The 19982-nt window shown below is 63.2% G+C and carries 18 protein-coding genes and 1 tRNA gene; 1 reads left to right on the top strand and 18 read right to left on the bottom strand.

Going from position 1 to position 19982, the window contains the following annotated elements; all coding sequences use genetic code 11:
• Positions 1-13: 13 nt before the first annotated feature.
• The 17 genes from X566_RS01065 to X566_RS00985 all read right to left on the bottom strand — a co-directional run bounded on the left by X566_RS01065 (position 14) and on the right by X566_RS00985 (position 18269).
• Positions 14-547, bottom strand: coding sequence for a DUF1003 domain-containing protein (locus tag X566_RS01065; RefSeq protein WP_034462804.1), 534 nt, complete (start codon positions 545-547; stop codon positions 14-16).
• A 69-nt stretch (positions 548-616) separates the two neighbouring features.
• Positions 617-1477, bottom strand: a complete 861-nt coding sequence (locus X566_RS01060; RefSeq protein WP_034462803.1) for an SDR family oxidoreductase — start codon at positions 1475-1477, stop codon at positions 617-619.
• 96 nt (positions 1478-1573) lie between these two features.
• Positions 1574-2701 carry a DUF305 domain-containing protein gene (locus tag X566_RS01055; RefSeq protein WP_034462802.1) on the bottom strand — a complete coding sequence of 376 codons (1128 nt, stop codon included), beginning with the start codon at positions 2699-2701 and terminating at the stop codon, positions 1574-1576.
• Positions 2702-2810: 109 nt separating this feature from the next.
• Positions 2811-3602, bottom strand: coding sequence for an SDR family oxidoreductase (locus X566_RS01050; protein WP_034462801.1), 792 nt, complete (start codon positions 3600-3602; stop codon positions 2811-2813).
• A 94-nt stretch (positions 3603-3696) separates the two neighbouring features.
• The gene (locus X566_RS01045; protein ID WP_051443767.1) at positions 3697-5694 is read right to left on the bottom strand and encodes an ABC transporter ATP-binding protein; all 1998 of its coding nucleotides are present in this window, start codon (positions 5692-5694) and stop codon (positions 3697-3699) included.
• Between the two features lie 7 nt (positions 5695-5701).
• Complete coding sequence (locus X566_RS01040) at positions 5702-6592, bottom strand: ABC transporter permease (RefSeq protein WP_081740008.1); 891 nt, start codon at positions 6590-6592, stop codon at positions 5702-5704.
• 5 nt (positions 6593-6597) lie between these two features.
• On the bottom strand, positions 6598-7506 hold the full coding sequence (locus tag X566_RS01035) for an ABC transporter permease (protein WP_034462799.1): 909 nt from the start codon (positions 7504-7506) through the stop codon (positions 6598-6600).
• A gap of 4 nt (positions 7507-7510) precedes the next feature.
• Entirely contained in the window at positions 7511-9127 is a 1617-nt protein-coding gene (locus tag X566_RS01030) for an ABC transporter substrate-binding protein (RefSeq protein ID WP_034462798.1), read from the bottom strand.
• Positions 9128-9248: 121 nt separating this feature from the next.
• A complete protein-coding gene (locus X566_RS01025) occupies positions 9249-10364 on the bottom strand; it encodes an LLM class flavin-dependent oxidoreductase (protein ID WP_034462797.1) in 1116 nt (371 codons plus the stop codon).
• Between the two features lie 418 nt (positions 10365-10782).
• Positions 10783-11421 carry a 2-hydroxychromene-2-carboxylate isomerase gene (locus X566_RS01020; protein ID WP_034462796.1) on the bottom strand — a complete coding sequence of 213 codons (639 nt, stop codon included), beginning with the start codon at positions 11419-11421 and terminating at the stop codon, positions 10783-10785.
• A gap of 24 nt (positions 11422-11445) precedes the next feature.
• Entirely contained in the window at positions 11446-12162 is a 717-nt protein-coding gene (locus tag X566_RS01015; RefSeq protein ID WP_034462795.1) for an ABC transporter ATP-binding protein, read from the bottom strand.
• A complete protein-coding gene (locus X566_RS01010; RefSeq protein ID WP_034462794.1) occupies positions 12159-12911 on the bottom strand; it encodes an ABC transporter ATP-binding protein in 753 nt (250 codons plus the stop codon). The genes X566_RS01015 and X566_RS01010 overlap by 4 nt, the downstream gene beginning before the upstream one ends.
• Positions 12908-13858: a branched-chain amino acid ABC transporter permease gene (locus X566_RS01005; RefSeq protein ID WP_034462793.1), complete on the bottom strand. Its 951-nt coding sequence runs from the start codon at positions 13856-13858 to the stop codon at positions 12908-12910. Before X566_RS01005 ends, X566_RS01010 begins: the two co-directional genes overlap by 4 nt.
• The gene (locus tag X566_RS01000) at positions 13858-14724 is read right to left on the bottom strand and encodes a branched-chain amino acid ABC transporter permease (protein WP_034462792.1); all 867 of its coding nucleotides are present in this window, start codon (positions 14722-14724) and stop codon (positions 13858-13860) included. Before X566_RS01000 ends, X566_RS01005 begins: the two co-directional genes overlap by 1 nt.
• 74 nt (positions 14725-14798) lie before the next feature.
• On the bottom strand, positions 14799-15992 hold the full coding sequence (locus X566_RS00995) for an amino acid ABC transporter substrate-binding protein (RefSeq protein WP_152539762.1): 1194 nt from the start codon (positions 15990-15992) through the stop codon (positions 14799-14801).
• A 244-nt stretch (positions 15993-16236) separates the two neighbouring features.
• Entirely contained in the window at positions 16237-17592 is a 1356-nt protein-coding gene (locus X566_RS00990) for a cell wall metabolism sensor histidine kinase WalK (RefSeq protein WP_034462790.1), read from the bottom strand.
• Positions 17589-18269, bottom strand: a complete 681-nt coding sequence (locus tag X566_RS00985) for a response regulator transcription factor (RefSeq protein ID WP_034462789.1) — start codon at positions 18267-18269, stop codon at positions 17589-17591. Before X566_RS00985 ends, X566_RS00990 begins: the two co-directional genes overlap by 4 nt.
• Before the next feature lie 558 nt (positions 18270-18827).
• Here X566_RS00985 and X566_RS00980 point away from each other — a divergent pair.
• A complete protein-coding gene (locus tag X566_RS00980) occupies positions 18828-19574 on the top strand; it encodes a DUF3313 domain-containing protein (RefSeq protein ID WP_343213024.1) in 747 nt (248 codons plus the stop codon).
• A gap of 289 nt (positions 19575-19863) precedes the next feature.
• Here the strand turns inward: X566_RS00980 and X566_RS00975 are convergent.
• Positions 19864-19939 (bottom strand) — tRNA-Lys (locus X566_RS00975).
• Positions 19940-19982 lie beyond the last annotated feature (43 nt).

The following is a 19982-nucleotide window of genomic DNA, read 5'->3' as shown; positions in this document are numbered from 1 at the left end:
CGGGCATCGACGCCTACGGCTTGGCTTCGTCGATCTTGTCCAGCACGGCCTCCGGCGCGATATCACGCGCGGCATCATGCGCCGCGTCGCTGGCCTCGACGGAAAGCCGCTGTGCGATCTTGTTGATCAGGCCGATCATCTGTGTGAGCTCGTGTTCGGTCAGCAGGTTGATTTGAAGATCGAGGTCGGCCCGCCGGTCAGCGTCGGCCGCCATCCGATTTTGCGAGATCAGAACGAAAGTGGAGAGGAAGATCGCCTCGACCGAGGCGACCATCGCCAGCACCACGAAGCTTTCATCCCACGCCGGAACGCGCGGAATCGCATGCAGATTGGCGGCGATCCAAAATCCGAACACCGCGAGGTGGAGATAGACGAACAGCATGCTGCCGGCGAAGCCCGTGATTGCGTCGGCGACCTTCTGCTGTACGCTGGCGGCGGCTTCATCCTTCCGGCGGCGCATCACCAGCGCCTGGATGTTGCGCTCCAGGACCGGACTGAGCCCTTCCGGCGGCGGAGGCTTATAGGTGACGTCGTATTGCTCGGACATCGTGCCGCGGTCCCGATCGCCTCAGATCCAGTCGCCTCAGATACGGTCGTCTCAGGTACGATCCCTGTCTCAAATGAAAGGCTTGCCGCCGGTCACCGCCACGGTTGCGCCCGAGGTGTAGCTCGACAGCGGATCGGCCAGCATCACATAGGCGGTCGCAAGCTCCGCAGGCTGCCCTGCCCGCGCCATCGGCACCTGCTTGCCGAAACTGACAACGGAATCCGTCGGCAGGGTCGACGGAATCAGCGGCGTCCAGATCGGCCCCGGCGCGACGGCATTGACGCGAATGCCCTTCTCGGCCAGCAGCTGCGCAAGCCCTCCGGTAAAATTCTGGATCGCTCCCTTGGTCGTTGCATAGGCCAGCAGCACCGGATTTGGCATGTCGGAGTTGATCGAGGCGGTGTTGATGATCGCCGAACCCGGCTGCATGTGCGGGATCGCGGCCTTGATCAGATAGAACATCGCATGGATGTTGACCTTGAAGGTCAGCTCCCACTCCTCATTGCTGATGTCGCCGATGTCCTTGAACGACGCCTGATGCGCGGCATTGTTGACCAGGATATCGATGCCGCCGAGATCCTCGACCGCTCGGCGAATGACCATGCTGCAGTGGTCTGGATCCTGCAGGTCACCGGCAACGAGAATGGCTTTGCGCCCTTCACTTTCGACGAGCTGGCGAACCTCTTGGGCATCCTTTGCTTCATTCAAATAGGCAATCAGCACGTCCGCGCCTTCCCGCGCATAGGCGATCGCGACTGCGCGTCCGATGCCGCTGTCGCCGCCGGTGATGACGGCGCGCTTTCCGTTCAGGCGGCCGGCGCCCCGGTAGCTCGTCTCGCCGTGATCGGGCCGCGGCTGCATCGCTTCGGTCACGCCGGGCATCGGCTGCTGTTGTTCCGGATAAGGCGGCTTTGGGTATGTGATCGACATCGAACGCTCCTCTTCAGCAACGGAGGTTCAATCGCTGGCCGGTGCCGTTGTTCCATTCCCAACAAGCCAGGCGCAGCGTTCAAACCATATTGATGTTCAATGCCTATTGATATTGTCGCCGAACAGGTTGCGGATCGCCAGACGCACGGCGTCCGCGCCCTTGACGCCGCGCATCAGTGCGATTTCGCCCTGCTGCGCGTGGCGGATGGCATGCGCCATCACTGCAAGCCGCGGATCGCCGCCTCCGGCTCGCAGCCGCTCGTCCGCCATCCGCACCGCGCCAGCGTGATGCAGACTCATCAGATGAACGAAGCGCGCGTCGAACGCATCCGCCTGAGCATCGCGAAGGGCCGTCAGTTGCGCGTCCGACAGCAGCCCCGGCATCGTCGCGCGCTCTTCCGCCGAACACAACGGCATCGGCTCTTCGAACCAGCTGCTCCACCAGGCCGTGAAGATCGCGCTCTCGCCCGTTTGGCTCGCGGCCATCAGCCGTGCCAGCGCCCGCAGGTGCGGATCGATTGCGCGCTCCGCAGCCAGTGTCGCGATCGCGATTCCCTGCTGATGGTGGGTCGACATATGGCGCATGAACCGCTGATCGAGGTCGCGATCCTGGCCGCGCCAGGGCAGTTCGCGCCCAAGCGCGCCGAGTGTTGCGACAACCGAAATCATCAACAGGCCGGCGGCCATTGCCGCTCCCCAGACGCGCAGGAACGGACCGTGTCCGAACAGCGCGGCGCGTTCGGCGCTCGACCATCGCAGCAGCGGGAAGAACGGATACATCAACGCGGACGACAGATGCACCAGAAAGCCGATCCAGTACGGTTGCTGCAGCGTGAAGATCGGCTGCGCGAAGGGAGCAATCGGCACCAGCAAGAGCCATTCGAGCGCCGAGGTCGCAATTGCCCAGGGAACGGCGATCGCCGCCAATGCTGCGGGCCGCAGCCGCGCGGTCCAGCGGCCGAGAAGCCCGAAGAACAGCACGGCCCAGGAGATATCGGCCCATTGGTGGAACGCGATGCCGATCGCAATGGAGGTCCAGGTGGGCTCGGTCGTGATCGCCCAGTCGCGCGCGGGAATGGCCGCGACCGACATCCAGTCCACCGAGGCATCGCGCCCAAGCCTAGCCGCTGCGAGCTGACTGACGGCGGTCGAGAAGCTGCTGCTGATGAGGCCAAGCACCAGCGCCGCGCGCCAGTTCAGCGCGGCCGCGTGACGGCGCGCCATGGCAGACCTGCGTCTTGCTGACGGCCGCAACCGCATCGGGCCATCGTTGCGATCGCTCGTGTCGGCAGCAGGCGTCAATGGCGGGACCTCGCAAAATGCCGCGAAACGGTCAGCTCGCGCTTCCGGGCTCCGCCATCTTGCGCGAACGCTTGGCAAGCACCGCCGCCGGCGTGACGTTCGCAATCGTCGACTGCACCTTGTTGGCAAACCCGCTAACGACGTCGCCATCGCCGCGCTGCATCGCCTCGAAACCGATCCGCGCGACCTCGGCGGCATCGTCTTTCTCGGCCTGGCCGACGCTCGTATCCGTCATGCCGGCTCGATCGAAGAACTGCGTTTCGGTGGCGCCGGGCATCAGGCATGTCACGGTAATCGCCGTGCCGCGCAGCTCCTCACGCAGCGCGAACGAGAAGGAGTTCAGAAATGCCTTGCTGGCGTTGTAAACCGCCTGGAAGCTTCCCGGCATAAATCCTGCGATCGAACCGGTGATCAGGATACGTCCTGCGTTTCGGCGGCGCATATCACGCCCGATCAAGTGGATCAGATACAGCGTTCCGGTGATATTCGTGTCGATGACGCGTCGAATCCCGTCGAGGCCTTGATCAAGGAACGCATGACCCAATCCACGACCGGCGTTTGCCAGCAGCGCATCGACCTGGCGGCCCTCCGTCGCCTGATAGAGCAGCTCAACTCCTTGCAACGTGGCGAGGTCCGCCTGGATCGGCTCGACCACCGCGCCGAGAGCGCGCAGCCGCGCGGCGGCCTCTTCGATCGCAGGCTCGTCGGCTGCGATCAGCAGATCGTATCCGGCCTTCGCGCAACACGTCGCGAGTTCCAATCCGATCCCCGACGATGCACCGGTGACCACAGCCAACGGGCGAAATGGACGTTCCGAGGACATGCGAGCCTCCTGGAAGAACTGTCAGGCTAATCCCGATGCCTGCGTTGCGTTCCTCCGACGCGGATCGCTGCCTATCGCGTTAAGCTTCGTCGCTTCAAAGGGGGAAGTGGCAGGCCACCGCCCGCCCCGCACCGACGGGGGCTAGCGCTGGATCCTCGACGCGACAACGGGCCTGCGCGACTGGGCAGCGCGTATGAAAACGGCAGCCCGAGGGCGGGTTGCTCGCGGAGGGAATCTCCCCGGCGATCGGCTCGAAGTCGCGCCGTCGTGCGGGATCGGGTTCTGGGATCGCTGCGATCAGCGCCTTCGTGTAGGGGTGCGCCGGCCGGCGGAACAAGGCCTCGGCAGGCCCCGTCTCCACCACCCGACCGAAATACATCACGCCGATACGGTCGGAGATGTGCCGCACCACATGCAAGCCATGGCTGATGAAGAGATAGGTAAGGCCGAGCTTCTCCTTCAACTCCTCCAGCAGATTGATCACCTGCGCCTGCACCGAGACGTCCAAGGCCGAAACCGCTTCGTCCGCCAGAACAAAGCGCGGACTGACGGCGATGGCGCGCGCAATGGCGATGCGCTGGCGTTGACCACCGGAGAGCTGGTGCGGGTAGCGCCCGCTCCATTTGGGATCGAGCCCGACCTGTGCCAGCAATTCGCGCACCCGCGCTTCGCGTTGCGGACGTGTGGTCTTCTCGTGCACGCGCAATGGCTCCCCGATGATCTCGCCGACCGTCCAGCGCGGGTCGATCGAGCCGTAAGGATCCTGGAAGATCATCTGCATATGCCGCCGTGCGCGCCGCAACGCCGTGCGGCCAAGCCGCGTCAGGTCTTCGCCATCGAAGCGGATGGTCCCGGCGGTGGGACGTTCGAGCTGAAGCAGCACGCGCGCAAGCGTGGACTTGCCGCAGCCGGATTCGCCGACCAGGGCAAAAGTCTCGCCGCGATGGATGCGGAGGTCCACGCCATCCACGGCGCGCACCACCCGGCGCTGCATTCCCGGCCAGGCCAGACCGATGGGGTAATGCTTTTGCAGCCCGTCCACCGCGATCAGCGGCGTTTGCGACGAGCGCTCCGCGGGCGCTTCGAAGGTTTCGATCTGTGTCACGGTTGCCGGCAGCGCGTCCTCATGCGGATGCCAGCATGCCGCGCGGCTGCCGCCATGGCGCTCCTCCAGCGGCGGCGAGGTTTTGACGCAGCGATCGCTCGCGCGCGGGCAGCGCGGATGGAAGCGGCACCCCGAAGGTGGCTCCGCGAGATTCGGAATGCTTCCGGGAATCGCGGGCAGACGCGCCCCGCGCGGCAAATGAGCGCCGACGACAGAGCGCAGCAGGCCGCGCGTATAAGGATGCGCGGGATTGGTGAATAGGCGACCGACCGGCGCATCTTCCACCACCCGGCCGGCATACATCACCACCACGCGATCGGCGATCTCTGCCGCAATGCCGAGGTCGTGGGTGATCAGCAGGATCGCCATGCCGGTTTCGGCCTGCAGTTCCTGGAGCAGCTTCAGCACCTGCGCCTGGATCGTGACGTCGAGCGCGGTGGTGGGTTCGTCAGCGATCAGCAGCCGCGGCTCGCAAGCGAGCGCCATGGCGATCATCGCACGCTGGCGCATTCCGCCCGAAAGCTGGTGCGGAAACTGGTCCACCCGCATATGCGGGTCGGGAATGCGGACGCGGCTCAACAGGCGGATCGCCTCGTCGCGGGCCGCAGCACGACCAAGGCCGCGATGACGGCGCAGCACCTCGCCGATCTGTTCGCCGATGCTCCAGACCGGATCGAAAGCCGTCATCGGCTCCTGAAAGATGATGCCGATGCGGTCGCCTCTTAACGCGCTCATCTCCTTCTGCGACAAGCTCGCCAGGTTGCGTCCGTCGAGCCTGATGTTGCCGCCGGCGATCGTGCCGCCACGATACTCGATGAGGCGCATGATCGCATGCGCCGTCATCGTCTTGCCGCTGCCGGACTCGCCGACGAGACAAACGGTCTCGCCCTCCCCGATGGCAAGATGCACAGAATCCGTCACCTGCAGCGCGCCTGCGGATGTCGCCACGCGGACGGACAGATCCTCGATGTCGAGCAGTGTGGTCACGCCTGCCTCAGCCTCCCCGCTGCTGTGGATCGAGCCGGTTGCGCAGCGCGTCGCCGAGCAGGTTGGCGGAGATGACGAGCGCGGTGATAGCGAGCCCCGGAAACGTCGCGAACCACCACGCGACCGTGAGATAGCTGCGGCCCTGGCTGAGCAGGAAGCCCCAGTCCGGCCGATCGTCGACGACGCCGAGGCCGATGAAGCTGAGGCTCGAGCCGATCAGGATCGAGCTGCCGATGCCGAGCGTGGCCATGACGAGCATCTGCGACACGGTGTGCGGCAGGATGTGGCGCAGCACGATCAGCAGGTTGGAGCTGCCGATCGAACGCGAGGCTTCGATGAAGGTGCGGCTCCTGACCGCGAGCACCTGAGCGCGCATCACCCGGGCATAGCGTGGCACCGTGACCAGCCCGACGGCGATGATGGTGTTGGTGAGGCTAGGGCCGAGTGCTGCGGCGATGATGATCGCGAGCAGAATGTCCGGCACCGCCATCCAGATGTCGAGCAGGCGCATCAACACGAGGTCTACCGCGCGGCCTCCGTAACCGGACACGAGGCCAATCAGCCCTCCGGCCAAACCGCCGACGAAGACGGCGCAGGCGCCCATCAGCAGCGACTGTCGCGCGCCATAGATGACGAGACTCAGCACGTCGCGCCCGAAATGGTCGGTGCCGAACCAGTGCGTCCGGCCCGGCGGCGCGAGAATGGCATCGGTCATGTCGGTCGGCGCGAACGGAGCGATCCATTCGGGAAATAGGCCGCAAGCAAGCATCACCAGCATGATCGCGCCCGGCAGCGCCAACCCTGGGCGGAGCCAGGCCGGCAGCCGCAGGCGCGGACGGGCAGCCTCCGCACGCCGCGCCGGGGCGCGTGCCACGAAACCAGCGGCAGGTTCGCTCATCGCCATCAGCCGTCCACCCGTACACGCGGATCGATCACCGAATATGAGAGATCGACCAGCAGGTTGATGAGGACGAATGAAATGGAGGCGATCAGCACCGTCCCCTGGATCACCGGGATGTCCTTCACACCTACCGCATCGACCAGTAGCCGCCCGATCCCCTGGCGGGCAAAGAGGGTCTCGACGACCACTGTGCCGGAAAGGAGCTCCCCGACCAGGATGCCGAGCAGCGTCACCACCGGGATCAGGGCGTTGCGTAGCACATGGCGGAACAGCACCTGCCATTCCACCAGACCCTTGGCGCGCAGCGTGGTGACGAAGGGCTCGTCCAGCACGTCGAGCACACTGTTCCGCACCATGCGCATCAGCCGTCCTGACGCGACCAGCCCGAGGCAACTGACCGGAAGAATGAGCTGCGCAAAGCTGTCGCTGCCGATGGCCGGCAGCCATTGCAGCGTGACCGAGAACAGCAGGATCAACAGGATGCCGAGCCAGAAGGACGGCATCGACGTGAAGAACAACATCACCGCCTGGATCGCCTGATCGAGCCACCGCCCCCGGCTCACCGCCGCGACCACGCCGGCGACGATCGCGACCGTGCTGGCGAGGAGTGTCAGCGCAAGCGTGGAGGGGAACTGCGCCCAGAGCCGCACGGTGACCGGCTCCTGCGTTGCGAAGGAGGTGCCGAGATCACCCTGCGCCAGCCCCGCAAGGTAATCGCCATACTGTTCCCAGAGCGGCCGCTCAGTGCCCAGCAGTGTGCGGATGCGGGCGATGGATTCCTCAGTGGCGTTCTCGCCGGCGACCAGCACCGCCGGATCGCCGGGCAGCCAATAGAGGATCGCAAAGACCAGCGTGATCGTGCCGAAGATCACGAGCGCCGCGCCAGCGACGCGTCGAAGGACGAAGGCCATCGCGCTATGCCCTCAGCCAAGCCCCGTGAAACTCCGGAAAGCCGTGCACGTCGATGGTGATGCCCTGCACCTGGTCGCTGGCGGCAATGGTGTAGAGCAGCACATAGACCGGGATGGCATAGACTTTCTCGACCAGCTTCCGCTGCGCGCGAATGTAGTATTCGGCGCGTTTCTCCGAATCGCCTTCGCGCTGGCCCGCGCGAAGCCATTCGCTGATCTCCGGATCGTCGGTCTTGGACACCGAGGCGGGCGTGCGCCCATCAGGAAGGTGCAACCGGCTCAGCACGTCCGGATCGGGCGCAAACTGGCTCGCGCCGGAGAGATCGTAGTCGCCGTTCAACAGCTTCTGGCGGTAGGTCGCGTTGGGCTGGCTGTCGATGCTGAGGTCGAAGCCGCTGCGCGCGAGCTGGCGGCGGAAGAACTGGATCACGTCGAGCCGCTTCTCGCGGTTGCCCTGCGTGTCGGCGAAGCTGACCGTCAGACGCTTGCCATCCTTCTCGCGGATGCCGCGCGCGCCGACCTTCCAGCCCTTGGCCTCCAGGATCTGCTGGGCCCGCGCAAGATCGGGCCGCCAGCTTCCCTTTAGCGCCGCATCGGCCGAACCGAAAATGGAGGGAGAGAGAGGCGCCCAGGCGCGTGGCGTCGTGCCCAGATAGATCACACGCACCGCCGCCTCGATATCGAGTGACGCGCGGAAGGCCTGGCGGATTTCCTCGTCGTTCCACGGTGCCTTGGCGATGTTCAGATAGACGGTGTAGTTGTTGTTCAACAGCTCCTTCTCCAGCACCTGGAAACCTGAAGCCGATTTGAAGGAGACGATGTTCTGCGGCGGAATGCCGTCCGCGGCATGGACCTGGCGGCTCTGCACCGCGGCGACGCGCGTCGCCTCCTCCGGCACGTTCTTGAACGTCAGCCGTTCCAGATAGGCCGGCCCCTGATGCGCAGCGCCGGCGGGCGGCCAGTTGTAGGCGGGGTTGCGCTCCAGCTTGACCTCGACGCCCTGCACCAGGGAGACGAAACGGAATGGACCGCTGCCCACCGGGTTCTGCGCGATGGCCGCGCCATGCTTGGCCAGCGCGGTGGGTGAGATGATACCGAGCGTCGTCTTGGATAGGTTACGCAGCAGCGGTGCAAACGGCTCTTTCAGCTTGATCCGCACTGTGTCGGGCGCGAGCACCTCGGCGCTCTCGAAGGAGCCGATGTCGGGCAGCGCGGTCAGCGGCCGTCCTTCTCCATTGCCAATGCGATCAAGGTTCGCCTTCACAGCCGCGGCGTCGAACTTGGTGCCGTCGTGGAAGGTGACGTCGGTGCGGAGCTTGAAGGTGTAGCTCTTCTGGTCGGGCGATATCTCCCATGACGTGGCCAGCCAAGGGCCTACGGACTGGTCCGGGCGCAGCACCACGAGGCTGTCGTAGATCGAGCGGAAGATCCGGTTATGCGGAGCGAAGCCGGAATCATGCGGATCGAGGATGAAGCTTGCGACGGCCGCACCGTCGAGGCCGAAGAGCAGCTCTCCGCCCTGGCGCGGCGTTGCGGTCTGATGTCCCTGCGCGAAGCTGCGCGCGGGAAGGATCAGGGGTGCGCCGAGCAGCAGGGCGGCATGGCGTCGCGTGATCATCATGGAGGTCCTTAAAATAACGACGTCTGCGGATCAGAACGGAGCGGGTTCGGGCGCGCTCATGTGACTGACGCATCCGATGCCGTTGCATGTCCCGCCGGACTTCAACCGCTGCGCCATACCCTTACGCCGCCGACCGCCCCGCCTTACGCGCAACGACCAGCTCGCGCACACGCGGCAACAGCTCCTGTCCGTACTGGATCGCGTCCTCGAGCGGATCAAACCCGCGGATCAGGAACGTGGAGACGCCGAGGTCGTAATAATCGAGCAGCGCCTCGGCGACCTGGTCCGGCGTACCGACCAAGCCCGTGGAATTGCCCTGTGCGCCAGTCAACGCCGCGATCTCCGTCCATAGATACTTGTCGAGACGCTTGCCCTGTGCCGCAGCGGCGAGCAAGCGGCGAGAACCTTCGTTCGGTGGCGGTGCATCGCCGCGCGCAGCACGCGCATTGTTCGGCGAGCGTCCACTGCCGCCTGCCGCGCGCAACGCCTTGGCGCGCGCAAGAATGTCCTCGGCCTTCGCCCAGGCCTTCTCCTCGGTATCCGCGAGCACAGGGCGAAGCGAGAGACTGAAGCGCGGCGAACGGCCATAGGGCGCCGCCGCGGCGCGGATGCGACCGACCAATTCGCGTACCTGATCGTAGGTCTCGCCCCAGAGGGCGTAGACATCCGCGTGCTTACCGGCCACAGGGATGGCCGCGGCCGATGCGCCGCCGAAGAAGACTGGAATTCCGTCTGGCCGGTACGGCTTCACGTCGCCATAGCCACGGACGACATTGTAGTACTTGCCTGCATAATCGAAGGGCGCAGTCGCAGTCCACTCCTGGCGCACAACGTCGAGATACTCGCTGGCGCGGGCATAGCGCTCGTCCTTGGTTAGGTGATCGCCGTCTTGCGCAAGCTCCGCGTCGTCACCACCGGTGATGATGTGGACGGCGACCCGGCCCTTCGAGAACTGATCGAGCGTGGCGAGCTGGCGCGCCGCAAGTGTCGGCTGCGTGAATCCCGGACGGTGAGCGATCATTAAACCGAGCCGCTCGGTGACGTGCGCGATGTGCTGGCCGATCAGCACGCTTTCGGCTGAATTGGAATGGAACGCGACCAGCACCCGGTCGAAGCCGACATACTCCTGCGCCTTGGCCATCGCCTCGATATACGGAACATCCACTGCGGGGCCGGTGCGCCGTACGCTCTCCGAGGAATTGAAGTGTCCGACATAGCCGATAAATTCCACGCTCACCGTGACGATCTCCTCGGGTGAATTGTTCGGCGGACGCCCCTCATCGCACCATGACGATCGCAATCGGGCATGGGTTTGATAGCTCAGAAAGGCGGGAAATGAATTCCAAAATCGAACCGTCGGTGGGACGACCATGTTTGTCGTCGGGCCCTGCAGAGACGGTTTCAACTCCGGCGCATGTCGTGCACCGATCCGCTTACGCGAAGCCGATCGAGAGACCGGTTGTCGCTCGCGCAAGGCCGCGTGCGCGGAGACATCGACTGTGGAAACAACGATCGCCCTCGCCGCAAATCCCTCGCGTGGATCGGCGAACGCACCGGATCGCCGACAGGATCATCAAGGATCAGCGCACAAATGCCAAAAAGGCCAGAGCCTAGCCCGCCACGGTGGCGATCGCGCCAGAATGCCGTGCGGCGAACTATAGCTCTTCGGGTGGCAAGATCGGCGGGCGTTGCGACGTGATCGCTATCTCCAGCAGATCGAGACGGTCCTGCCCCCAGAACGGCTCACCCCGATAGAAATAGAATGGCGCTCCGAACAGCTGACGATCAATGGCTTCACGCGTCAGGCTGGCTTCCTGTTCACGGAGTTGCGGATCGCTAGCCTCGGCCAATCGCTGCTTACCGTTCAATCCGCTGGCGTCGGCCAGCCGGACGAGCGTGTCGGGATCCTCGACGTTCAGCTCATCCGCCCACACAGCCTTCAGCCCGGCATGAGCAAACGCCGTGACATCCTCGCCATTCCTGATCGCGGCAAGCAGCATGCGATGACCCAGCGACGGATCCGCCGGATAGAACTTCGGCCAGGTCACCAACGGAATGCCGCGGATCGCCTTCCATCGCTCCATCTCGACCAGTCGATAGGCCTGCCGTTGCGGCGGCCGCTGGCGCACCGGCTTTCCCCCACCCGCGGCAAAGATCGCCAGCAGATCAATCGGCTTGAATTCGACGCGCACGTTGTGACGCTTGACGATCTCCTGAAAGACGACGCTGCCGATATAGGACCATAGCGAGATGAAACTGAAGTAGTATTCGACGGTTGGGCGTTGCTCTGTCATGACCACCTGATGGGATGCTTGGCGCTATAGTCCGAGATAGGCAGCGCGAACCGCAGGGTCTTTCGCGATGACCGCCGCGGCGCCCCCACGCACCGTGCGCCCTTGATCGATGATATAAGCGTGATCGGCGAACTCAAGGGCAGTGGCGACGTCCTGTTCGACCACCAGCAAGCTTGTGCCCTCAGCGTTGACCTTGCGCAGCGCCGCAACGAGTTCATCGACAACCTTCGGCGCCAAGCCCAACGACAGTTCATCGATCAGCAGGAGCCGCGGCGAAGCCATCAGGCCGCGGCCAATCGCGCACATTTGCTGCTCGCCGCCCGATAAGGTCGAGGCATCCTGGCGGCGCCGCTCGCGCAGCCGCGGGAACAGCGAGAACACCCGCTCGATGTCCCGCGCGACGGCCTCCCTGTCGCTGCGCATATACGCGCCGAGCATGAGATTGTCCCACACCGACAGGCCAGGAAACAACCGACGCCCTTCTGGCACATGGATCAGGCCGCGCTTTACGAAATCGACCGGCGATGCCGCGTCGATCAGCTCGCCGGCAAGGACAATCTGGCCACTCACCGGATGGATAAGCCCCGATAGCGCCCGCAGAATGGTCGTCTTGCCGGCTCCGTTCGAGCCGATCAGCACCACGACGGCCCCTTCGTCAACGGTGAGACTGGCGTTCCAGACCACCTGCACATCACCGTAAGCGACCGCAAGCTCCGAGACCTGCAACAGCGGCGTGGTCATATCCCGGCCCCTTTCTGCGCTTCCGCGTAACGCCGCCCGAGATAGGCTTCGATCACAGCCTCATCTTGCATGATCTGTTGGGTCGGGCCATCCGCGATCAGGCGCCCTTGATGCAAGACGGCGAGCCTGGAGCACGAGCGGGAGACCACCTTCATCAGGTGCTCGATCAACAGAACCGTGATGCCCTGTGCTGCAATCGCCGCGATCAGCCGCAACGCGTCATCGATTTCGGACGCATTCAAGCCGGCATTGACCTCATCGAGCATCAGAAGCTTCGGCTTGGCAGCCAGACTCTTGGCAAGCTCAAGGCGTTTTCTGCCGGCCAACGAGAGCGAGCCTGCAAGCTTGTCGGCCTCGCGGGCCAGTCCGCAAAATTCGAGATGGCTGTCGGCAGCGGCCACAGCCTCTGTCCGTGTCGCAACGCCACCGGCGAACAGCGCCGCCGCCGCCACGTTCTCGCGCACCGTCATCCGCGGGAACGGCTGCACGACCTGGAACGTGCGGGCCACGCCGGCGCGCGCCACGAGGTCCGGCCGCAGGCCATCGATCCGTTTGCCTCGGAATACAATGGAGCCGGACGTCGGCTTGAGCACGCCGGTCACGACGTTGACGAAGGTGGTCTTGCCGGCGCCATTGGGGCCGATCAGACCGATCACCTCGCCTTCGGCCAGCGAGAGCGACACGCCGTCAAGCGCCAACAAACCACCGAATCTGCGGGAAACATTGGTCAGCGTCAGAAGCGGGGTCACAACGTCCTCCCCTTCATCTTGTCGCGCACCCACGTCAGCACACTGCGCCCTTTCAAATCCCGCAGACCGCCAGGCAGGAACAACACCAGCGCGACGACGAGCAAGCCCAGGATGCCAGCGTGGAATTCAAGACTGTTGCGCCAGATGAGTTCTTCCAGCCCGAGGAACACAAAGGCGCCGATCACCGGTCCGGCCAGCGAGCCGACGCCGCCGAGCAGCGCCATGATGATCGGCTTCACCGATAGCGATACGTCGTAGACATCGCTCGGGTCGATGTAGGTGGTCCACGATGCATAGATCGCACCGGCGATGCCGATGAACAGGCTAGAGATTGCGAACGCCACGACCTTGGCGCGGCGCGTATCGACGCCAATCACCTGCGCCGCGTCCTCATTTTGTTCGATACATTGCAGGGCAACGCCAAGACGCGAACGCGACAGCCCGATCGCGGTCAACGTGGCGGCGACCGCAAGGATAGCCATCGATATCAGAAAGAACCGCGCCTGCGCGGCGGCGGCGCCGCCTACCAACGGTACGTTGAGCCCCATGCCGCCACCGGTGAACGAGACCCATGTGTTGGTCACCTCACGCAGCACATCCGCCACGACCAGGCTGCCAATGGCGAAGTAGTGCCCGCGCAAGTGCAAAACAGCGAGGCCGAGCGCCGCCGCGAACACCGTGCTCACCACACCTGCCCCTATCCACGCGACACCCAGCGGCACGCCATTGACGAGCATGATGCCGCTCGCATAAGCGCCAAGTCCGAAAAAGGCCGCGGTCGCGAACGAGGGATAGCCGGTGAACCCGCCGACGATATTCCATGCCACCGCGAGCGTGACATACATCGCAACCGTGGTAGCGAGGCGAAGCAGATAGTTGTCGCCGAACGACAGCAGCCCTGCGACAGCAGCCACCAATGCGATCGAGATCCAGATCCAACGTATCATCAGTTGAAGCCCCTTCGCCCCAGGAGCCCGGTCGGTCGTACGATCAAGAGAGCAATTAGCAGAAGAAATGAGATCGTGATCGCGTTCTCCGGCCCCAGCGCCAGCGCGCCGAAGGCCTCGATCACGCCGAGCGCGAAGCCGCCGAGCACGACACCGGGAATGCTGCCAAGTCCGCCGAGCACGCAGATGACGAAGGCTTTGCCAAGATATCCGCCCGACGACACCGGCGAGATGGGGAATATCGCCGCGAGCAGCGCGCCCGCCGACCCGGCCATCATGGTGCCGAGCCCGAACGCGACCGCATAGGTGAACCTGATATCAATTCCCATCAGCGCGGCCGCCTCGCGATCCATCCGCACCGCAACGATGGCCCGCCCCAACTGAGTGAATCGCAGCAGCAGCCACAGAGCTCCGACCAGCGCGAGGCCGACCGCCGCCGCATAGACGCGATCGACCGACAGGATGATATCGCCGAATTCCAGAACCCCCAGCGGCGGCTGCAGGTTGATCTTACGATAGTCCGCCTTGAAGCCTGCCAGCATCAGGTTGTCGAGAAAGAGGTTGAGGCCGAAGGTCAGCACCAGCGTCATCAGCACCGGCTGCATCATGACCGGGTTGATCATCGCTCGCTGGATTGCAAAGCCGAGCACGAACATCAAAGCGCCCGCGAACGGCGCGAACAGGAACGGATTCAAGCCGAGATACTGATGGGCGAAGAACGCCAGATAGCCACCCAGCACAATCAACGATCCATGCAGGATGTTGATGATGTTCAACACACCCCATACCAGCGAGAATCCCGCCGCGATGCAGGCATAAAGCCCGCCCAGCGCCAGCCCGTTCACCAGCACCTGCAACCAGAGCATCGTCAAACCTTCGAGGAAAGGCTGTGACGGCCCCGCTCACGGAGCCGCCATACCTGCAATGAACAGAAGAATGGCTACTTGGTTCGAAATTCGCTCGTCGCGACGTCAGGAGGAAACACCACCTGCACCTTCCCTTGCTGAATCTGGAACACCGGAGGAATGTACGAGTTCGCAATCCCGGTCGGTCCGAACGAAACCGGCGCGAAGAAGGTCTTGAAGCCGCCCTTTGCCAGTTGCTCGCGGACGGCGTTCCGATCTTTCGATCCGGCGCGTTCCACGGCCAGCTGCAGGATCACGCCGACTGCGGAGCCCGACGCTTGCGTGAAATCCGGCTCGGCACCGTACTTTGCCTTGAATTGCGCAACGAAATCCTTGGTCGACCCGAACACGTCCTCACTCTTGTAGTTCAGGACCGGATGAAACCAGCTGGCCGTCGTGACGTTCTCCGCGAGCGGGCCAACGGCGTCGATCCATTCTTGATAGGCGGGGCCGTTGATCAACGTATAGACTTGACCGCCAACCTTCAGTTCCGCCGCCTGTTTCCGCACCAGGATGAGGTCGTTGATGTAGCCGGTGACAATCACCCAATCGGGTTTCGCCGCGCGCAGCTGGGTCAGTGCCGACGAATGATCGAGCGTGCCGATCGGATATTTCTCATAGTAGACAACTTCGAAGCCGCGCTTCTTTGCGCTTTTCTCGAACTCGTTGCCAAGCGATAGCGGATAAAGATCGTTCCGCGCCAGAATCGCGACGCGCTTCAAGGTCGGAATCTTCACCTTGACCAGATCAGCGATCGGCTCGCTCAGCGTGCTGTTGTCGGTGTAGAGGCCGAACAGGTTCTTGTAACCCTGGTCGAACACCTCGGCCGACGACGCGCTCGATGCCAGCAGCGGAACACCGTATTTCTCGGCGACCGCGCTCACCGCCTTGGCCGCGCCCGAACCGAACGGCGAAAACAGGAAATCCACCTTGTCGTCATTGACCAGCTTTTCGGCAAGCTGAACCGCCCTCGGCGTTGTCGACTGATAATCGTAATAAACGAGCTCAACCTTCAGCGTCTTGTCGCCGGCCTTAACGCCGCCGCCGGCGTTGACTTTCTCCTGCCAGAGCTCGTAACCCTGCTTCAGCTTGGCGCCCTCGGGCGCCAATGCACCGGTGATCGGCAACGGCGCACCGATGCGCAAGACATCCTGCGCATGTGCCGGCGAAACGAAGAACGATGCCGCTGTAAATGTTATTCCGACCAGCGCACGAAACGTACTCATCATCGACTCCTTGATCATAGCGAGCGCCGATGTCTTCGATGAAAAACATTCATGTCAACAGCTCGGAAAAAAAAGCAATAGCATCGCAACGAGCGAGAAAATTTAGAAGATCCGCGCTTAAAGCGCGTGAATTCAGAGAGATATCTTCTTGCGCCGTCGCACGCCGAATAGCGACATCCTGGTCAGGCGACAGAATGCGGGCTGGTGAGCCAATCCGGCTCCGTCTCGACGAGGCCGAACACCACCGCTAAGGCGTTTCCTCAAGGTTGGTGTCGAAGACCAGATGGGCCGTCGTTCCACCGCCCGGCGTGGTGGTCATACTCAGGCGACCTTGGTGCGCGGCCATGATCTCCCTCACGATCGGGAGTCCCAAACCGGTGCCCGAATGCTCAAGCGCTGCGCTTTTGACCACCATAGAGCGTCCAGACGCCTGATCCTGCGCGACAGGACGACCGTCATCGCAGATCGACACCGCCCCGTCTCGATACAATCGCGCCACAATGGTTCTGGCGCCGTAAGCATGGACGAGCGCATTGCCAACGAGATTTGCTATCGCGCTTCGGATCGCCTCCTTTGATCCGAGAACGATGATCGGCTTGTCACAGTCGGAGATAAGCGACAGGTCCATTCCTTGATCCAAGGCAAGCGGACCGTAGTCGGCCAGGACATCGCGCGTGACCTCTGCGAGGTCGACCGGATTTCTTTGCAGCTCAGCACCCTTCAGCCGCGAGAGATCAAGCATGGCGGACACGAGCGATGTGAGGCGACGCGTATCCAGAACGAGCGTCGCTCTCAGTTTGCTATCGGTCACGCCTTCGAGTTTTGTTCTCAATATCGCCAATGGCGTACGAAGCTCATGCGCAGCGTTTCCGAGAAACCGGCGCTCGCGTTCCAAGAAGGTCGCGATCTCATCGAAGGCGCCGTTCAACGACTTAACAAGACTCTGAAGTTCGAGCGGGACATCCGCGAGAGGGATTGAACCTTGCGGGGCAGCGGGATCGATGGCGATCGCCATCTTTGTCACACGCGCGATGCTACGCTTGACAAATCTGCCGGCAAGAAAGACGCCGATCGCCACGATCGCGGCAAAGGCCGAGCCGACGATAGCCAAGCTCACCATCATGACGGTCGAAAATCGGTGCTTGAGCGACATGCCAAAGGTCGGCTGAGCACCAGCGACAGTTAAGACAAGGCCGCTCGCCGGCGTCTCGACCACGTCCAGGCAGACGGTCTGTTCAGCGTTAGCATTTGCGAAGATCGCCCTCGTTGCGGATCCCTGATAGGGAACCTCAAAGGGAAGCTGCGGGCGTCGGTCACGATTGAACTCAAAGACCTCTGCCCCCTTCGATGCTGCAAACCACAGCTCCGGACTGCTGGCGTTCAGAGCGGAGAAATCATCGGTCTCAGAGAATATCAAAGATGCATTCGGCCCCGAAGCTTGGGTCATGGTTTTGGCAACGATGGAGACCGCCGCCCTACAAATCCGGGCTGGATCCCAGCTCGTGACATGGATGGTTCCCAATATCGACACCACCATCGCGACAAATATCACGCCAGCGGCCAGGCTCAGCCACCACATCAGGGTGCGGTTGATCGACGTCAATGGTGCCCAACCCGTCTCAAGATGTAGCCTATGCCGCGCATGCTGCGTATTTCTACATCCGCTCGGTGCTCGGATAGTTTTCGGCGAAGGCGAGAAAGTTGCGCCTCGAGACTGTTCGATTCGATCTCTTCGTTCATTCCATAGATGGCCGCGACCAACGTATCGCGCGTGACGACTCTGTCTTGCCTGATCAGGAGCGCTTCCAGAAGCAGAGCCTCCCTGCGTCGCAAAAGGATCTCGCGTCCGGCGATCAGGACCCTGTTGGTGCCGACGTCGAGTTCGATGTTGCCAAGACGGACCGAAGGCAGCGCCACCGAGCGCGGACGGCGAAGGACCGACCGAACCCGCGCCAGCAATTCCTGCGGTTCGAATGGCTTGGTCAGATAGTCGTCCGCGCCCGCGTTGAGGCCATCGACGATGTCGCCTCCTGCATCCCGTGCAGTGAGCATGATGATTGCGGGTCGCTCGGAGTGAGCGTCGAATGCCTTGAGCCATTGAAGCGCGTCGCCGTCCGGCAATCCACGATCGACGATCGCCAAGTCATACCTGAAGTTATGACATGCCTCGTTTGCGTCTTCGATGCTGCTGACGATGTCAACGAGGCCATTCCATTCGTCCAGCAATTTGGCGATGTACGATGCGACCTCGTACTCATCTTCTATGACAAGGGAGCGCATGGTCGAGCCTGATTGATGACTTCTCGGTGGGCAGCGTGGTGCCAGAACTTGAGGCTTTGTTGGCCCTGCTTGCCCTGCCACCTCTGCCATTTCGACATGGCGATCCTGGCTTTTTGAGGGTCCGACCACAGTCTGGGACTGGCATCCCTTCGCCCGGAGCGGGCTCATTCCTGGAGGGCAGCGCCGGGTAATGTTGGTGCAATCTTGGCGCATCACCATTGCTCGTGCAAATGCGCAATCAGTCCAGGAATGCCAATCCCCATGATCAATGCGTGGTTGTCGCGTCGCGGCCTCAAGCGACGGCTCCCCTCAACGGCCGCTGCTGCCGACATGACGGCCCCGACACCTGAACCGGACATGGGTTCAGAAGCGGCTGCGGCCACAGGCCGCCGCCGCTCATTGGGGCGGATCGGCTCAGCGATGAGCGTGTCTGGAAACGCTCGGCGGCCCCTGCGCAGGGGAAGCACATGGGACACGCGGCGGCCCTTGCTCGGGGGCTGCGCGATCGCCGCCCTGCTGACGGGCTGCGCCAGCGCGCCGATAACCCGAAGCGGATCGTTGTCGAGCTATGACAACATGATCCCCTCGAACGGCATGCTGGCGCAATCGATGATCCATGTCAGCAAGGACGAGGTGCTCGCCGCAAAGACCGTGCGCATCGTGCCGACCGTGTTTTCACAAGCTGCGTCACCGAAGCTGTCCCCGAAGCAGCGCGCAGTCGTCGCGAATGCAGTCGATCGCTCGCTCTGTACCGGTGTGAGCGAGCGGCTTCAGGTGGTTGGCCCCGATCAGCCGGCGGAGCTCACGGTGCGCGTCGTCATCACCCATGCGGCGCCGACCGACGAAGTCGCTGCGGCTCTGTCGAAAGTGGCATCGATCGCACCGAAGTTGGCGGGCGTGGAAGGACCGATGCCGATACCGAGGCTGCCGATCGGACTCGGCAGCCTGACGCTCGAAGCCGAAGCGCAGGATCAGACCGGCCGGCAGCAGGCGGCGATGATCTGGGCGCGCGGCGCCAACGCCTTCACCAATTCACCCACCATCTCGGCTGCCAGCGACGCATATGATCTTGCGGCGTCGTTCAGCGGAGACTTCAGTCAGCTTCTCGTCACCGGCACCACGCCGTTCGGACAACCCCCGCGTATACCCTCGCTCGAGCTCATCCGAGCGGCCATCGGCGGCAAGCCCAAATATGCCGCCTGTGAGATGTTTGGCCGGAGCCCCGGTGTGGTCGGATTCATCGCTGGGCGCCTCGGCGTGCCGCCGGAGTGGTCTGACCGGGGCGCGCCAGCGAATGGCCAGTAGCCATCGCAACGGCTTTGCCGATGCAGTGCTCTCAAGGCTTGCCCACTTCGAAACCACGCGGGAAAATTGCGCAGGTTCGTAGAACAACACACCTGAGAAACAACACACCTGAGAGATGGCGGCCGAGACCGTGGGCGACACAGTCTTCAAAGACGCGCCAGTGATCCGAGCGGATCTTTTCGTTGAGCTCTCGGTGAGAGAGATCACGCACAAAGCCGCACCGGACTGCAGAAACAAAAAGTTGCGCCGAGGATGCCTCGACGCAACTGATTGGCCCGCTAGGGAAAATTGGTGGGCGATCACAGGCTCGAACTGTGGACCCGCTGATTAAGAGTCAGCTGCTCTACCAACTGAGCTAATCGCCCGAAAGGGCCGGAAGGCCCTGTCCGAAAGAGGTCGAAACCCCTC

The organism is Afipia sp. P52-10, assembly GCF_000516555.1.
Taxonomy (GTDB): Bacteria; Pseudomonadota; Alphaproteobacteria; order Rhizobiales; family Xanthobacteraceae; genus P52-10.
Note: the sequence above shows the minus strand (reverse complement) of the source record. Positions and strands in the feature narration are given on the sequence as shown.

Coding starts and splice junctions, on each gene's coding strand:
- X566_RS01065 (WP_034462804.1), bottom strand. CDS start 547: ATGTCCGAGCAATACGACGTCACCTATAAGCCTCCGCCGCCGGAAGGG.
- X566_RS01060 (WP_034462803.1), bottom strand. CDS start 1,477: ATGTCGATCACATACCCAAAGCCGCCTTATCCGGAACAACAGCAGCCG.
- X566_RS01055 (WP_034462802.1), bottom strand. CDS start 2,701: ATGGCGCGCCGTCACGCGGCCGCGCTGAACTGGCGCGCGGCGCTGGTG.
- X566_RS01050 (WP_034462801.1), bottom strand. CDS start 3,602: ATGTCCTCGGAACGTCCATTTCGCCCGTTGGCTGTGGTCACCGGTGCA.
- X566_RS01040 (WP_081740008.1), bottom strand. CDS start 6,592: ATGAGCGAACCTGCCGCTGGTTTCGTGGCACGCGCCCCGGCGCGGCGT.
- X566_RS01035 (WP_034462799.1), bottom strand. CDS start 7,506: ATGGCCTTCGTCCTTCGACGCGTCGCTGGCGCGGCGCTCGTGATCTTC.
- X566_RS01030 (WP_034462798.1), bottom strand. CDS start 9,127: ATGATGATCACGCGACGCCATGCCGCCCTGCTGCTCGGCGCACCCCTG.
- X566_RS01020 (WP_034462796.1), bottom strand. CDS start 11,421: ATGACAGAGCAACGCCCAACCGTCGAATACTACTTCAGTTTCATCTCG.
- X566_RS01015 (WP_034462795.1), bottom strand. CDS start 12,162: ATGACCACGCCGCTGTTGCAGGTCTCGGAGCTTGCGGTCGCTTACGGT.
- X566_RS01005 (WP_034462793.1), bottom strand. CDS start 13,858: ATGATACGTTGGATCTGGATCTCGATCGCATTGGTGGCTGCTGTCGCA.
- X566_RS01000 (WP_034462792.1), bottom strand. CDS start 14,724: ATGCTCTGGTTGCAGGTGCTGGTGAACGGGCTGGCGCTGGGCGGGCTT.
- X566_RS00995 (WP_152539762.1), bottom strand. CDS start 15,992: ATGATGAGTACGTTTCGTGCGCTGGTCGGAATAACATTTACAGCGGCA.
- X566_RS00985 (WP_034462789.1), bottom strand. CDS start 18,269: ATGCGCTCCCTTGTCATAGAAGATGAGTACGAGGTCGCATCGTACATC.